The 15,629-nt window shown below is 73.1% G+C and carries 10 protein-coding genes; 5 read left to right on the forward strand and 5 right to left on the reverse strand.

The window, feature by feature from the left end; all coding sequences use genetic code 11:
• The first annotated feature begins 87 nt into the window (after positions 1-87).
• The 3 genes from AB0D01_RS00405 to AB0D01_RS00415 all read left to right on the forward strand — a co-directional run bounded on the left by AB0D01_RS00405 (position 88) and on the right by AB0D01_RS00415 (position 4,467).
• Positions 88-2,208, forward strand: coding sequence for a DNA topoisomerase IV subunit B (locus tag AB0D01_RS00405; RefSeq protein ID WP_363052555.1), 2,121 nt, complete (start codon positions 88-90; stop codon positions 2,206-2,208).
• Between the two features lie 184 nt (positions 2,209-2,392).
• Complete coding sequence (locus tag AB0D01_RS00410; RefSeq protein ID WP_363052557.1) at positions 2,393-2,878, forward strand: DUF485 domain-containing protein; 486 nt, start codon at positions 2,393-2,395, stop codon at positions 2,876-2,878.
• Positions 2,875-4,467 carry a cation acetate symporter gene (locus AB0D01_RS00415; RefSeq protein WP_363052559.1) on the forward strand — a complete coding sequence of 531 codons (1,593 nt, stop codon included), beginning with the start codon at positions 2,875-2,877 and terminating at the stop codon, positions 4,465-4,467. The genes AB0D01_RS00410 and AB0D01_RS00415 overlap by 4 nt, the downstream gene beginning before the upstream one ends.
• Before the next feature lie 74 nt (positions 4,468-4,541).
• Here AB0D01_RS00415 and AB0D01_RS00420 read toward each other — a convergent pair whose 3' ends face one another.
• The 3 genes from AB0D01_RS00420 to AB0D01_RS00430 form a co-directional block, all read right to left on the reverse strand.
• Positions 4,542-5,240, reverse strand: a complete 699-nt coding sequence (locus tag AB0D01_RS00420) for a response regulator (RefSeq protein ID WP_363052561.1) — start codon at positions 5,238-5,240, stop codon at positions 4,542-4,544.
• Positions 5,237-6,853, reverse strand: coding sequence for a sensor histidine kinase (locus AB0D01_RS00425; protein ID WP_363052562.1), 1,617 nt, complete (start codon positions 6,851-6,853; stop codon positions 5,237-5,239). The genes AB0D01_RS00420 and AB0D01_RS00425 overlap by 4 nt, the downstream gene beginning before the upstream one ends.
• A 133-nt stretch (positions 6,854-6,986) precedes the next feature.
• Positions 6,987-8,276 (reverse strand): citrate synthase, encoded by a 1,290-nt coding sequence (locus tag AB0D01_RS00430; protein ID WP_363052564.1) that lies wholly within the window; start codon positions 8,274-8,276, stop codon positions 6,987-6,989.
• 70 nt (positions 8,277-8,346) lie between these two features.
• Between AB0D01_RS00430 and AB0D01_RS00435 the strand changes: the two genes are divergently transcribed.
• A complete protein-coding gene (locus AB0D01_RS00435; protein ID WP_363052566.1) occupies positions 8,347-9,543 on the forward strand; it encodes a citrate synthase in 1,197 nt (398 codons plus the stop codon).
• A gap of 14 nt (positions 9,544-9,557) precedes the next feature.
• Positions 9,558-10,712: a GTP-binding protein gene (locus tag AB0D01_RS00440; protein ID WP_363052568.1), complete on the forward strand. Its 1,155-nt coding sequence runs from the start codon at positions 9,558-9,560 to the stop codon at positions 10,710-10,712.
• A 29-nt stretch (positions 10,713-10,741) separates the two neighbouring features.
• Here AB0D01_RS00440 and AB0D01_RS00445 read toward each other — a convergent pair whose 3' ends face one another.
• Together AB0D01_RS00445 and AB0D01_RS00450 are read right to left on the reverse strand one after the other, a co-directional pair.
• Positions 10,742-12,931, reverse strand: a complete 2,190-nt coding sequence (locus AB0D01_RS00445) for a restriction endonuclease (RefSeq protein WP_363052570.1) — start codon at positions 12,929-12,931, stop codon at positions 10,742-10,744.
• Positions 12,932-13,046: 115 nt separating this feature from the next.
• Complete coding sequence (locus AB0D01_RS00450) at positions 13,047-15,503, reverse strand: DNA topoisomerase IV subunit A (protein ID WP_363052572.1); 2,457 nt, start codon at positions 15,501-15,503, stop codon at positions 13,047-13,049.
• Between the last annotated feature and the right edge of the window lie 126 nt (positions 15,504-15,629).

Here is a 15,629-nt window from a genome sequence, read left to right on the forward strand (position 1 = left end):
ACCAGGCCTCGGTACCCTTCGACCGGCAACCGAGCCACCCCTGCGCCCGACCGGGCCAGAAAAGAAATTCAGCGAGGAGCGAACTGCGTGACCGCCGACACGTCCGTGCCTTCCAGCGCGCTGCTGTCCGGAGCAGACCGGGACGGCTCCAACTACACCGCGCGGCACCTGCTCGTCCTCGAAGGCCTCGAGGCCGTCCGCAAGCGCCCCGGCATGTATATCGGGTCCACCGACAGCCGAGGCCTGATGCACTGCCTCTGGGAGATCATCGACAATTCCGTCGACGAGGCCCTGGGCGGCTACTGCGACCACATCGAGGTCGTCCTCCACGAGGACGCCTCGGTCGAGGTCCGCGACAACGGCCGGGGCATCCCGGTCGACGTCGAGCCCAAGACCGGTCTCTCCGGGGTCGAGGTCGTCATGACCAAGCTTCACGCCGGCGGCAAGTTCGGCGGGGGCTCCTACGCGGCCTCCGGCGGCCTGCACGGCGTCGGAGCCTCCGTGGTCAACGCCCTGTCGGCCCGCCTCGACGTCGAGGTCGACCGGGGCAGCTCGACGCACGCCATCAGCTTCCGGCGCGGCGTTCCCGGCCTCTTCACCGAGCAGGGCGCCGAGAGCCCCTTCGACCCGGGGAACGGCCTGCGCAAGGTCAAGCGGATCGCCAAGGGCAAGACCGGCACCCGGGTCCGCTACTGGGCCGACCGGCAGATCTTCCTCAAGGACGCCCGCCTCAACCTGGAGACGCTCTACCAGCGCGCCCGCCAGACCGCCTTCCTCGTCCCCGGCCTGACCATCGTGGTCCGCGACGAGCGGGCCATCGACGGCGCGGGCAAGACCGAGGAGACCTTCCGCTTCGACGGGGGCATCAGCGAGTTCTGCGAGTACCTCGCCCAGGACAAGGCCGTCTGCGACGTGCTGCGCCTGACCGGCTCCGGGACCTTCAAGGAGACCGTCCCGGTCCTGGACGACCGCGGCCACATGACCCCCACCGAGGTCACCCGCGAGCTGGGCGTGGACATCGCCCTGCGCTGGGGCACGGGCTACGAGACCAACCTCAAGTCCTTCGTGAACATCATCGCCACCCCCAAGGGCGGCACCCACGTCTCCGGCTTCGAGCGCTCGGTCGCCAAGACCGTGAACGAGGTCCTGCGCTCGGCGAAGCTGCTGCGCGTGGCCGAGGACGACGTGGTCAAGGACGACGCGATGGAGGGCCTCACGGCCGTCGTGACCGTCCGGCTCGCCGAGCCGCAGTTCGAGGGCCAGACCAAGGAGGTGCTCGGCACCTCGGCCGCGACCCGCATCGTCGCCGCGGTGGTCGCCAAGGAGCTGAAGGCGTTCCTGACCTCGACCAAGCGGGACGACAAGCAGCAGGCCCGCGCCGTGATGGAGAAGATCGTCGCGGCCGCCCGGACCCGCATCGCGGCCCGCCAGCACAAGGAGGCCCAGCGCCGCAAGACCGCGCTGGAGTCCTCGTCGCTGCCGGCCAAGCTGGCCGACTGCCGCAGTGACGACGTGGACCGCAGCGAGCTCTTCATCGTCGAGGGCGACTCGGCCCTCGGTACGGCCAAGCTCGCGCGGAACTCGGAGTTCCAGGCGCTGCTGCCCATCCGGGGCAAGATCCTCAACGTCCAGAAGTCCTCCGTCTCGGACATGCTCAAGAACGCCGAGTGCGGCGCGATCATCCAGGTCATAGGAGCCGGCTCGGGCCGCACCTTCGACCTCGACGCCGCCCGCTACGGCAAGATCGTCCTGCTCGTCGACGCCGACGTCGACGGCGCCCACATCCGCTGCCTGCTGCTCACGCTCTTCCAGCGCTACATGCGGCCGATGGTGGAGGCGGGCCGGGTCTTCGCGGCCGTGCCGCCCCTGCACCGCATCGAGCTGGTCCAGCCGAAGCGCGGCCAGGACAAGTACGTCTACACGTACTCGGACAGCGAACTGCGCCGCACGCTCCTGGAGTACCAGCGCAAGAACATCCGCTACAAGGACTCGATCCAGCGGTACAAGGGCCTCGGCGAGATGGACGCCGACCAGCTCGCGGAGACCACGATGGACCCCCGCTTCCGCACCCTGCGGCGGATCAACATCGGCGACCTGGACTCCGCGGAGCAGGTCTTCGACCTGCTCATGGGCAACGAGGTGGCCCCGCGCAAGGAGTTCATCACCGGCTCCGCGGCCACCCTGGACCGCTCGCGCATCGACGCCTGATCCGTACCGGTCGGCTCCGGGAGCGTCGGACGCGCCCGGAGCCGATTCCCGCGCACGGCACACCGGTGCTCTTCCCTCCATCACCTGAAGGAGTGAAGAGCACCGGGACACCAGTCCGGAATCCAGCCATTCCGCACATCCTTGTGGGCACGCGGCCAATGCGGCGGCGGACAAGGAGAGTTCGGTGGACAAGCACGACGGTCGTGATGCCGGAACGATCCGGCTGGACGACCCCTGGTACGACGCTCTGGCCGTGGGCTGGGGCGAGGGCGACGAGCCGGTCCCGGTCGGACCCGCCGCCGAGGGGCGGACCGCGCCCGACGCCTCCGACATCTACCTGGAGGTACAGCGCAGCGCCGCCTTCCAGGAGGTCCGCGCCCGGTACCGAGGGTTCGTCGTTCCCGCGACCGTCGGCTTCCTCCTGTGGTACGTCGCCTACGTGATCGCGGCGACGGCGGCGCCCGGGTTGATGTCCCGGCCCGTGTTCGGCGCCGTCAACGTGGCCCTCCTCGCCGGTCTGGGACAGTTCCTCAGCACCTTCCTGCTGACCTGGGCGTACGCCCGGCACGCGCGGTTGCGCCGGGACCGGGCCGCCCTCGACCTGCGCTGGACCGTCTTCGAGCAGGAGCGCGGCCAGGAGCGCGGTCGCCGGCGGGGTGAGGGCCGATGACCACCGAGCACCGGATGCTGGCTCTGGTCCTCTTCAGCCTCTTCATCGCCGTCACCCTCGGCATCACGACCTGGGTCAGCCGCAACCGGCACGGCTCGGCCGAGGAGTTCTACGCGGGAGGACGGCTGTTCTCCCCCATGGAGAACGGTTTCGCCATCGCCGGCGACTACATGTCCGCCGCCTCCTTCCTGGGCATCTCCGGCCTCATCGCCCTCTTCGGATACGACGGCCTGCTGTACTCGGTCGGCTTCCTCGTCGCCTGGCTCATCGTGCTGTTCCTGGTCGCCGAACTGGTCCGCAACTGCGGGCGCTTCACCCTCTCCGACGTCGTCGCCGCCCGGATGCGGGAACGCCCGGTGCGGATCGCCGCCGGGACCTCCTCGGTGGTGGTCTCCGTGCTGTACCTGGTCGCGCAGATGGTGGGCGCGGGCAGCCTCGTGGGGCTGCTGCTCGGGGACTCCGGCCCCGGCGCCCGGACCCTGACCGTCATCGGGGTCGGCGCGCTGATGGTCGTCTACGTGTCCTTCGGCGGCATGCGGGCCACCACCTGGATCCAGATCGTCAAGGCCGTCCTGCTGATGGGGGGCGCGGTCGCGCTGACCGTGCTGGTCCTGCTGCGCTTCCACGGGAACCTCGACCACCTGCTCTCCTCGGCCGCCGAACGCAGCGGGCACGGGGCCCGGTTCCTCGGTCCCGGACTGCGGTACGGCGGCAGCTGGACGGACAGGATCGACTTCATGAGCCTCGGGCTCGCCCTCGTCCTGGGCACGGCCGGGCTGCCGCACATCCTGTCGCGCTTCTACACGGTGCCGACGGCCCGGGCGGCACGCCGCTCGGTGGTGTGGGCCATCGGCCTGATCGGCGGCTTCTACCTGATGACCATCGTGCTCGGCTTCGGCGCGGCCGCGCTGGTCGGGCCGGACGAGGTGAAGGCCTCCAACGCCTCCGGGAACACCGCGGTCCCGCTGCTCGCGGCCCAACTCGGCGGCGGCGCCGGATCCACCGGTGGCGCGGTGCTCTTCGCCCTGGTCGCCGCCATCGCCTTCGCGACGATCCTCGCGGTGGTCGCCGGGATCACCCTCGCCTCCTCGGCCTCCGTCGCGCACGACCTCTACGCCTCCCTCAAGCGCCGGCATGCCCGTCAGCGCAGCGAGGTGGCCGTGGCCCGGACCGCCGCCGTCGGCATCGGGGCCGTGGCGATCGCCCTCGGGCTGCTCGCCCAGGACATGAACGTGGCCTTCCTGGTGGGGCTCGCCTTCGCGGTGGCCGCCTCGGCGAACCTGCCGGCGCTGCTGTACTCGCTGTTCTGGCGGGGTTTCACCACGCGGGGGGCCGTCTGGGCGGTGTACGGGGGACTGGTTCCGGCGGTCCTGCTGGTGGTGCTCTCGCCGGTGGTCTCGGGGAGCCCCGAATCGCTCTTCCCCGGCGTGGACTTCCAGTACTTCCCGCTCCAGAACCCCGGGATCGTCTCTATCCCGCTCGGCTTCCTCGCGGGCTGGCTGGGCACCGTCACCTCCGGTGAGGAGGCCGACGAACGACGGCACGCGCAGACGGAGGTCCGCTCCCTGACCGGGGCCGGGGCGGTCTGAGCCGAAGCGGGCGGGGCCACTCGGGTCCGGGGCCCCGCCCGGGTTCAGGGCCGCGCCCGTGTGGCCCCGGTGTCTCACGTACCGGTGGACGGGCGCCAGGCGTAGCGGTGTTCGGGGCGGCCGGTCTCCCCGTAGCGCAGGGCCAGGGTGACCCTGCCCGCCCGGTCGAGGAGCTTGAGGTAGCGCTGCGCGGTCTGGCGGCTGATGCCGGCGCGGTCGGCGACCTGCTGGGTGGACAGGGGCCCCTCGGCGGTGCGCAGGACCTGGCGGACGAGTTCGGCGGTGGTGGGGGAGTGGCCCTTGGGCAGTTCGTTCGGGGCGCCGGCGGCGGCGAGGGCACCGAAGATGCGGTCCACCTCGTCCTGTTCGGCCTCCCCGCCGCCGGAGAGGGAGCGTCGCAGGGCGGCGTAGGCCTCCAGTTTGGCGCGCAGTCCGGCGAAGGTGAACGGTTTGACCAGGTACTGGAGGGCGCCCAGGCGCATGGCGGCCTGGACGGTGGCCAGGTCGCGGGCGGCCGTGACCATGATCACATCGGTGTGGTGGCCCTGTTGGCGCAGGCGGCGGACGAGGTCGAGTCCGTTCTCGTCGGGGAGGTAGTGGTCGAGCAGGAGCAGGTCGACGGGGCGGTCGGTGAGGAACTCCAGTGCCTCGGCCGCCGAATGGGCCTGTCCGCAGACCCGGAACCCGGGAACCTTCGCGACGTAGGCCGCGTTGATCAGGGCGACACGCACGTCGTCGTCGACGACCAATACGTGGATCGGGGTCTCGTTCACCGCAGGGCCTCCGGAAGTACGACGGAGAACTCCGCCCCTCCGTCCTCTGCTTCGCCGGCCCGGGCGCTGCCGCCCTGCCGCTCCGCGAGACGGCGTACGAGGGCGAGGCCGAGGCCGCGCTCGCGGTGGGCCTTGGGCTGCTTGGTCGACCAGCCCTCGGTGAAGATCTCCTCGCGGCGCCCGGCGGGGATGCCGGGGCCGCTGTCGCGCACGGTCACCACGGCCGTGCGGCCCTGCGCGCGGATGTCGACCTCGACCAGGGGCGAGGCCGAGCCCACGGCCGCGTCGAGGGCGTTGTCGACGAGGTTGCCGAGGATCGTCACGAGGCCGCCCGGGTCGACGAGGCGATCGGGCAGCAGCGCCGCGGGAGCGAGGCGCAGGGGGACGCCGCGTTCGGCGGCGACGGTGGCCTTGCCCACCAGGAGTGCTGCCAGCAGGGGGTCCTGGACCTTCTCGGTGACCTGCTCGGCGGTGCTGCGGTGCACGCCCACGACCTCCGTCACGAAGGCGACGGCTTCCTCGTGCAGGCCCAGTTCGAGGAGGCCCAGCAGGGTGTGGAGGCGGTTGGCGTGCTCGTGGTCCTGGGCGCGCAGGGCGTCGATCAGGCCCCTCGTGGAGTCCAGCTCGCGGCCCAGGTGCTCGACCTCGGTGCGGTCGCGCAGGGTGGCGACGGCGCCGCCGTCGGCGGTGGGCATCCGGTTGGCGACCAGGACGCGCGGGCCCTGGACCGTGAGAAGGTCGCGGCCGGTGACGCGGCCGGCCAGGACGTCGCTGGTGCGGCCGGGGTCGAGGACCTCGTCCAGGGGGCGCCCGGCGAGGGTGTGCGCGGTGTCCGGGGGCAGGCCCAGCAGTCGGGCGGCCTCGTCGTTGACGAGCCGGACCCGGTCGTTCCCGTCGAGGGCGATCACTCCCTCGCGGATGGAGTGGAGCATCGCCTCGCGCTCCGCGAGGAGGCTCGCGATATCGGAGAAGGCCAGGTCCCGGGTCTGCCGCTGGATCCGGCGGGAGAGCAGGTAGGCGGCGAGGGCGCCGACGGCGAGGGCTCCGCCGGCGTAGGCGAGGAGGCTGGGGATGGCGGCCAGCAGCCGGTCGCGGACGCCTTCGTAGGCGATGCCGACGGACACCGCGCCGACGATCTCCCCGTCGGGGGCGACGAGGGGGACCTTGCCGCGTGCGGAGCGGCCCAGGGTGCCCTCGTCGATCTCCATCACCTCGCGGCCGGCCAGGGCGTCGGCGGGGTCCGTGGAGACGGGCCGGCCGATCCGGTCGGGGCTGGGGTGGGAGCGGCGGATGCCGTTCAGGTCCAGGACGACCACGTACTCGGCGCCGGTCGCGCGGCGCACCCGCTCGGCGGCGGCCTGGACGGGGCTGTCCGCCGCGGGGGGCGTCGTCAGGAGGTCCGCGGCCACGTTCGGGTCGGATGCCGTGCTCTGGGCGATGGCGAGCGCGCGCCGCATGGCCTGGTCGTCGAGCTGGGCGCTCAGCGGGGCCAGGAACAGCCCCGTGGCCAGCGCGAGGACCCCGGCGGCGAGGGCCAGCTGGGTGAGCAGGATCTGCGAGACGGCCCGCCGGGGCAGGCCGAGGCGCCGAGTGCTCGTGGGGAGGTACCGCATGAGCAGTAACCGTAGGTCGCGGACGGCGGCAGCGGAATGCCCGGCTTCACCCGACGTGCCGGGGAGGGGTCCGGGCCGCCGCCCACGCGCGGTCACGGCCGGGCCCCCGCCCGCTCGCCGGAGCGCCGTCGGGTCAGGGCAGGGGGCGGGGAGGGCGGGGGCCCACGTAGTGGCCGCTGGGGCGCATGCGCAGGGGCCGTTCCCGGTACTCCTCCAGGGCGTGCGCGATCCAGCCGGCCGTCCGCGCCACCGCGAACACCGTCTCCCCGGCCTCCGCCGACATCCCGCAGGACAGCGTCAGCACCGCGAGCGCCAGGTCCACGTTGGGGTGCAGCCCGTGCCGGGCCATCACCGTCGCGACGTCGCGGGCCGCGTCCGCCGCCGGCGCGGCCCCGGGCACGGCCTCCAGGCGCGTGAACAGGGCCCGTGCCCGGGGGTCCTCGCCCCGGTAGAGCCGGTGGCCGAGTCCGGGGACGCGGCGGCCGGCGCGCAGGTGCTCCGCGACCACCGGCGCGGCGCCGCCCCGCTCCAGCACCTCCGCGAGCATCCGGTGCGCGAGCCGGCCCGCCGCCCCGTGCAGGGGGCCTTCGAGGGCGCCGAGCCCGGCGGAGACCGCCGCGTACGGGTGGGCCCGGGCGGAGGCCGCGACCCGAACGGCGAGGGTGGAGGCGGCCAGGTCGTGGTCGACGAGGAGGGCCAGGGCCAGGTCGAGGGTGTCCAGGGCCTCCCGGTCCGGCTCCCGCGGGGTCAGCCGCGCCCAGAGCTCCCGGGCCAGCCGGCCGTCGCCGCCCGTGTCGCCGCCGCCTTCAGGGGCGTCGGAGGCGGGGGAGCGCACCGGCAGGGACCCGACCAGGGTCGGGACCAGGCTGCGCGCGGAGCCCAGGACGGCGTCCTCGGACAGGTCGAAGCGCAGCGGGTCCGCCACCGCCGCCGCGGCCACGGCGACCCGGAGCCGGTCGATCGGGCCGCTGTGCGCCGGGAGGGCGGCGACCGCACGACGGGCGGCGGCCAGGGTCTCCGGGGGCGCGGCGAACCTGGCCCCGGGCGAGGCCGTTCCCGTCCACAGCCACTCGGCGACCTCCTCGTACGAGTACCGCGCGGCGAGTTCCACGGCGTCGACGCCCCGGAAGAAGTACCGGTCGGCCTCGATGAGGGTCAGCGAGGTGCGTACGGCGAGCTCCCCGGCCGCGCCGGCGGGCGCGGCGGCCTCGCGCCGACTGCGCCGGGCCAGGGCCTCCACCTCCGCCGCGTCGAAACTGCTGCCCCGGCCGACGGGGTCGCGGCGGCTGGTGAGCTGCCCGCGGCTGACGTACGCGTACACGGTCGAGGGCTTCACCCCGAGGAGGAGGGCCGCCTCCCGGGTGGTGAGCCGTCGCGCGTCGCGAGCGCCTGACGGGGTGCCGGTGGGCGGCTGATCAGTCATGACGCACACCCTACATATATTGATTCAATCAACATTGACAAGGATTGAGTCAAGCATGGATGGTCGATCCATGAACACCACCTCCCTCATCCCCACCGGCGCCACTCCCACCACGCCCACCGCCCCCGTCGACGTACCCCGCGGTCTCGCGGGCGTCGTGGTCACCGAGACGGCCCTCGGCGACGTCCGGGGGCGCGAGGGCTTCTACCACTACCGCGGGTACTCGGCCGTCGACCTGGCCGCCACGCGCACCTTCGAGGACGTCTGGCACCTGATGTTCCGCGGCGCCCTGCCCGCGGACGCCGCCGAGCGCGCCGCCTTCACCGCCGAGACGACCCGGCTGCGGCACCTGCCCGCCGAGGTGCGCGAGGCGCTGCCCGCCCTGGCCCGCGCCACCGCGCGGTCCGGGCCGCTCGCCGGGCTGCGCACCGCGCTCTCCCTGTTGGGGGCCCACGCCGGCTTCCGTCCGGTGTACGACCTCACCCCGGCCGACCGCGCCGCGGACGCCCTCGCCGCCTGCGCCGCCGTACCCACCCTGCTGGCCGCCCTGTACCGGCTCGGGCGGGGACTGGAGCCGGTCGAGCCGCGCGACGACCTCCCGTACGCCGCCAACCACCTGTGGATGCTGACCGGCACCGAGCCGGATCGGGTGCGGGCGCGCGCCGTCGAGCGGTACCTGATCTCCACCGTCGACCACGGCTTCAACGCCTCCACCTTCACCGCCCGCGTGATCGCCTCCACCGGCGCCGACGTCGCCGCCTGCCTGACCGGGGCGATCGGCGCGCTCTCCGGCCCGCTGCACGGCGGGGCGCCCAGCCGCGCGCTGGACACGCTCGACGCCATCGGCACGGCCGACCGCATCGGGCCGTGGATCCGGGAGAGGGCGCTCGCGGGGGACCGGATCATGGGCTTCGGGCACCCCGTGTACCGCACGGAGGACCCGCGCTCGCGGATGCTGAAGGAGATCGCCCTCGGGTTCGGCGGGCCCCTCGTGGAGCTCGCGGTGGAGGTGGAGCGGCAGGTCGAGGAGATCCTCGCCGAGCTCAAGCCGGGCCGGGAGCTGCACACCAACGTGGAGTTCTACGCGGGCGTGGTCATGGAGCTGTGCGGGCTGCCGCGCGAGATGTTCACCCCGACGTTCTGCGCCGCCCGCGTCGTCGGCTGGAGCGCGAACGTCCTCGAACAGGCCGCCGACACCAAGATCATCCGTCCGGCCGCGCGCTACACCGGCCCGACGCCGCCCCGACCGGTCCCCGCTCCGATCTGACTACGATCGACCGGGTGAACAGCAGGCAGCAGCAGCCCGAGCGGACCGTGCCCGTCGTCGTCCTCTCCGGCTTCCTCGGATCGGGCAAGACCACGCTCCTCAACCACCTCCTCACCCACCGGGAGGGCACCCGGGTCGGGGTGGTCGTCAACGACTTCGGGTCGATCGAGATCGACGCGATGTCGGTGGCGGGCCAGGTCGGCGACTCGATGGTCTCCCTCGGCGGGGGTTGCCTGTGCTGCGCGGTCGACGGCAGCGAGCTGGACGCCTACCTGGAGAGGCTCGCGGCGCCCGTCCACCGGATCGACGTGATCGTCATCGAGGCCAGCGGGCTCGCCGAACCGCAGGAGATGGTCCGGATGCTCGTGGCCAACGAGAACCCGGCGATCCGCTACGGCGGGCTGGTCCAGGTCGTGGACGCGGCCGAGTTCGACGCGACCCGCGCCCGACACCCCGAGACCGACCGCCACCTCGCCGTCGCCGACCTGGTGGTGCTCAACAAGACCGACCGCGTGGACGCCGCCGAACGTTCCCGGATCGAGGGCGAACTCGCCCGGCTCCGCGCCCCGGGCACCCCGCTGATCGGCGCCGACCACGGACGGATCGATCCCGAGCTCCTCTTCGACCGGCGGCCCTGGACCGAGACCCGGGGCCAACTCTCCTTCGAGGACCTCCTCGCGGAAGACCGGGCGGAGCACGCCCACGACGCCCACGACACGCACGACGGGCACGACACGCACGCCCACGCGCTGTACGAGAGCGTCGAGTTCACCTCCGGACAGGCCCTCTCCCCGCGCCGGTTCATCGACTTCCTCGACCGCCGACCGGCCGGCCTCTACCGGATCAAGGGCTTCGTCTGGTTCGGCGTACCGGGCCACGAGGAGCGCTACGAGGTCCACGCGGTCGGCCGCTTCCTGTGCTTCGCCCCCGGCCCCTGGGGGCGGGGGGAGCCGCGCCGCACCCAGTTGGTCCTGATCGGCTCCGGCACGGACGGGCCGGGCCTGCTGCGCGAACTGGAGGCCTGCCGCGAGCCGGCCCCGCGCGAGCTGCCCCCGGAGAGCATGTGGGGCGTGCTGCGGTACGTGCCGAAGCCGCCGCCCGGGGCCGAGGCGGAGCCGGTGGAGCCCGGGGAGGGCTCCTACGGGCGGGAGGATCCCGAGGGGCTTTGACCCGTCGCCGGGTGCGGGCCCGGGCGGCCTCAGGCCACGTCGACGCCGTGCTCGCGCAGCAGGTCCTCCAGCCCGCCCCGGTACCCCTTGCCACCGACGACGAACTTCCAGTCGCCGTTCGGGCGGCGCCGGAACGAGCCGAGGACCAGGGCCGTCTCGCCCGCCCGCCCGTCGGAGACCTCCAGGCGGTCGATCTCCCGCCCGTCGGCGTCCAGCAGGCGGATCCGGGCGTCGGTGAACCCCGCGAGGTCGGCGTCCGGATCGACCTCCGGGTCGATCGCGGCCACCAGCACCAGACGGTCGGCTCGCCGCGGCAACGCGTCGAAGCCGACCTGCACGGCGGCCCTGTCGGGTGCGGAGTGCGGACGGGAACGGACCGAACCGTCCGGGGTGGCGGGATTGTTGAAGAACACGAAATGGTCCTCGCTCAGCACCCGGCCGCCCTCGCAGACCAGCGCGCACACGTCCAGCGCCACCGAACCGGACCAGGCCATGCCCAGCACGTTGTGGTCGGCGGGCACGGGCTCCGCGGGTGCGGGTACCGGCGCGGCCGCGAGGGGCACGGCGACCAGCGTCGGCGCGTGCGCGCGCTGGTTCGGAAGGGTCGCGGCCGAAGCCGAAGCCGAAGCCGAAGCCGAGGACGGGCCGGACGCCGGGGTTCCGCCCAGCCGTCCGCGCAGCCCGTACCGGTGCAGCAGCTCCACCAGGTCCACCCCGGGAACCAACTCCAGCGGCTTCCCGTTGGCGAAGGTGTACGACCCCGGTCCGAAGGACGAGGTGGTGACCAGCACCCCCTTGTTCGCCCCCGCGTCCTGGACCGTGCCGTACAGGTCCCGTACCGCCGTCGGCGGAACGGTGTTGCGGTACCGCTTGACCTGCACCACGATCCGCCCGCCCCGGATCGGGGCCGGGTCCAGCGCCTCGACGTCCACGCCGCCGTCGCCCGACCTCCGCGTGGTCACCGCCTCCATGCCCATCGCCCGGAACAGCTCCGCCACCAGGTTCTCGAAGGCGATCGGGTCCATCGCGAAGAGGTCCGGCTCGTCCTCGCCGTCGCCCGCGTGCCCGCCGTGGCTCACGACGGCGTCCGCGCCCGCGACCTCGTCGGGCCGGCGCCCCGCCCGTACGGCCGTCGGCTGCTCCGGGCGCGCCGACAGCTGCCCGCGCAGCCCGTCGGTCAGGCAGTCCACCGCGCTGACCTGCTCCAGCCGCAGCCCCGAGAAGGCCGCCCGGGTGGCCTGCACGGTGGCCAGGACGATGCGGGCCTCCTGGCCCGTCACCGGATCGTGGTCGTCCACGAACCCGTTGACCACCACCGAGTCCAGCGCCCCGAACTCGTCCGCCGCGTACAGCTCGCGCAGCACCAACAGCACGCACTGGGCCAACACGTCCCGGTACAGGGCGCGGCGCTGCGTGGCCGGCCGGGCCGTCTCCCGGTCCTGGTCCGTACTCGGCATGTAGCGCACGGACTTCGTCTCCGGTACCACCCCGAAGCGGGGCAGCTCCCAGTCCAGGACGAGCTGGCGCGGGCCCCGGTCGTAGGCCGCCGACACTTGGCGCGGCAGGTCCCGGTGCCAGGCCGTGGAGGCGTACAGGGCCGCCGAGAAGTACTCCACCACCGCGTCCGCGTCGCCGGCGCGCAGGGCGTCCGCCAGTTCGGCGAGCCCGCCGTTGTGCCCGCGGATCTCCGCGAGCCGCTCCGCCGCCCACCGGTCGTACTGCGCGCGGTAGGCCGCAAGTTGCCGCAGCCGCTCCTGCTCGGCGGCGTGCGCGGCCTGCCAGGCCCGGGTGTAGTGGTCGTGCGCCTCGCGTTCGGCCTGCGCCCGGCGGCCGGGGCCGAGCGCCCATCCGCCGCCCTGCTGCTGGAACTGGCGCAGCTGCGGCATCGGCACCGGCTGCCCGAGCGGGCCCGGGGCGAAGGGTTCGAGCCGTTCGTCCCGCACCATGGCGGCCATCCGGAACGCGGGCGCCCGACAGCCCGCCGCCAGCAGCCCCTGGAGGGCCGCCACCTCCGCGTCGAGCTCCTCGGTACGGCGCGCCGCCTCGGCGTCGCGGTACTGGCGGTAGGCGGCCTGCTGCTCCCTGCGCCCGCGGGCCAGCTCCCGCTCGTGGGCCCGCTCACGGCGTTCGGCCTCGCGCTGCTGCAGCAGCCGGGCCCGCTGCTCCTGCCGCTGGGCCTCGGCCCAGGCCCCGATCATCCCGCTCGGCCGACGACTCATCCGTTGTGCTCCCCCCACCCGCGCGTACCGGGAAAACACTAGTCGTCACACGGGGTGCGCGACCCGCCGCCGGCGAAGACCGGCGGCGGGTCGGCGTCCCACCGCGCCCACCGCGCTACAGCGCGGACCCCGCCAGGTGCTCCACCGAGGCCGGCAGAGCCGTGCCCGAGCCGTCCCGGCGCGGGTCCACGGCCGGCAGCGCGGCCGGGGCGCCGCTCGCGGCGGCGGCCAGCACCGGGGCGTTCCCGGCCCAGGCCAGCACCAGGACGTCCTCGCCCTTCAGGAAGCGCTGGCAGCGCACGCCGCCCGTCGCGCGGCCCTTGCGCGGGTACTGGTCGAACGGCGTCAGCTTCCCGGAACGCACGGAGTCGTCGAGCGTCCCGTGCGAGCCCGCCACGCTGAACACCAGGGCGTCGCGCGCCGGGTCCACGGCCGAGAAGTGGATCACCTTGGAGTTGCCGGCGAGCTTGATGCCCGCCATGCCGCCCGCCGGACGGCCCTGCGGCCGTACCTGTCCGGCCGGGTAGCGCAGCAGCTGCGCGTCGTCGGTGATGAAGACCAGGTCCTCCTCGCCCGTGCGCAGTTCGACCGCGCCGACGATCCGGTCGCCCTCCTTGAGGGTGATGACCTCCAGCTCGTCCTTGTTCGCCGGGTAGTCCGGCACGACCCGCTTGACCACGCCCTGCTCGGTGCCGAGGGCCAACCCCTGCGAGGACTCGTCGAGGGAGATCAGGCAGATCACCGTCTCGTCGGCCTCCAGTCCGGAGACGAACTCCGAGACGGGCGCCCCGCCCGCCAGGTTCGGCGCGGCGTGGGTGTCCGGCAGCTGCGGCAGGTCGATCACCGACAGCCGCAGCAGCCGGCCGTACGAGGTCACCACGCCCACGTCCGCCCGGGCCGTCGCCGCCACCTGGGAGACGATCACGTCGTGCTTCGCGCGGCCCGCGCCCTCCTCCTGCGGCAGCGGCTCGCCGTTCGCGGTGCGGGCCAGCAGGCCCGTGGAGGACAGCAGCACCCGGCACGGGTCGTCCGCGACCTCCAGCGGAACCGCCGCGACCGAGGTGCCCGCCGACTCCAGCAGCACCGTGCGGCGCGGGGTGCCGAACTTCTTCGCGACCGAGGCCAGTTCCGAGGAGACCAGCTTGCGCAGCTCGCCGTCGGAGTCGAGGATGCCCGTCAGCTCGTCGATCTCGCCGGTGAGGCGGTCGCGCTCGGACTCCAGCTCGATCCGGTCGAAGCGGGTCAGTCGGCGCAGCGGCGTGTCCAGGATGTACTGGGTCTGGATCTCGCTCAGCGAGAAGCGCTCCATCAGGCGCTCCTTGGCCTGCGCGGAGTTGTCGCTGTCGCGGATGATCCGGATGACCTCGTCGATGTCGAGCAGGGCCACGAGCAGGCCCTCGACCAGGTGCAGCCGGTCGCGGCGCTTGCCCCGACGGAACTCGCTGCGCCGGCGCACGACCTCGAAGCGGTGGTCGAGGTAGACCTCCAGCAGTTCCTTGAGGCCGAGGGTCAGCGGCTGCCCGTCGACCAGCGCCACGTTGTTGATGCCGAAGGACTCCTCCATCGGCGTCAGCTTGTAGAGCTGCTCCATGACGGCCTCCGGGTGGAAACCGTTCTTGATCTCGATGACCAGGCGCAGGCCGTGCGAGCGGTCGGTGAGGTCCTTGACGTCCGCGATGCCCTGGAGCTTCTTCGAACCGACCAGGTCCTTGATCTTCCCGATGACCTTCTCGGGGCCGACCGTGAAGGGCAGTTCGGTGACGACCAGGCCCTTGCGGCGCGGGGTCACGTCCTCGACGGCCACGGTGGCACGGATCTTGAAGGTGCCTCGACCGTTCTCGTAGGCGTCCTTGATCCCGGACAGACCGACGATGCGACCGCCGGTCGGCAGGTCGGGACCCGGGACGAAGCGCATCAGCGCCTCCAGGTCCGCCTCCGGGTGACGGATCAGGTGGCGGGCCGCCGCGATGACCTCGCCCAGGTTGTGCGGGGCCATGTTGGTGGCCATGCCCACCGCGATGCCGGAGGCGCCGTTGACGAGGAGGTTCGGGTAGGCGGCGGGCAGCGCGACGGGCTCGCGCTCCTGGCCGTCGTAGTTGGCGGTGAAGTCGACGGTGTCCTCGTCGATCGACTCCGTCATCAACGACGTGGCGTCGGCCATCCGGCACTCGGTGTAACGCATGGCGGCCGGCGGGTCGTCGTTGCCGAGCGAACCGAAGTTGCCGTGGCCGTCGACCAGGGGCAGCCGCATCGAGAAGGGCTGGGCCATGCGCACGAGGGCGTCGTAGATCGACGCGTCACCGTGCGGGTGCAGCTTGCCCATCACCTCGCCGACGACGCGCGCGCACTTCACGTAGCCGCGGTCGGGGCGCAGGCCCATCTCGTTCATCTGGTAGACGATGCGCCGGTGCACCGGCTTCATGCCGTCGCGGGCGTCGGGCAGGGCGCGGGAGTAGATCACCGAGTACGCGTACTCGAGGAAGGAGCCCTGCATTTCGTCGACGACGTCGATGTCGAGGATCTTCTCCTCGAAATCCTCCGGCGGCGGGGTCTTCGTGCTGCGGCGGGCCATCGCTGCGCGGCTCCTTAACCAAGAATCGGGGTGTACGGGGGTTCGTACGATCCGGACGCTCTGTCCGGACGGTCTGTCCGAACGGGCCGTCCGAACGGGGGCGACGCGGACCATTGTGGCCCTAGG

The sequence above is a fragment of the Streptomyces sp. NPDC048606 genome (assembly GCF_040650855.1).
Lineage (GTDB): Bacteria > Actinomycetota > Actinomycetes > Streptomycetales > Streptomycetaceae > Streptomyces.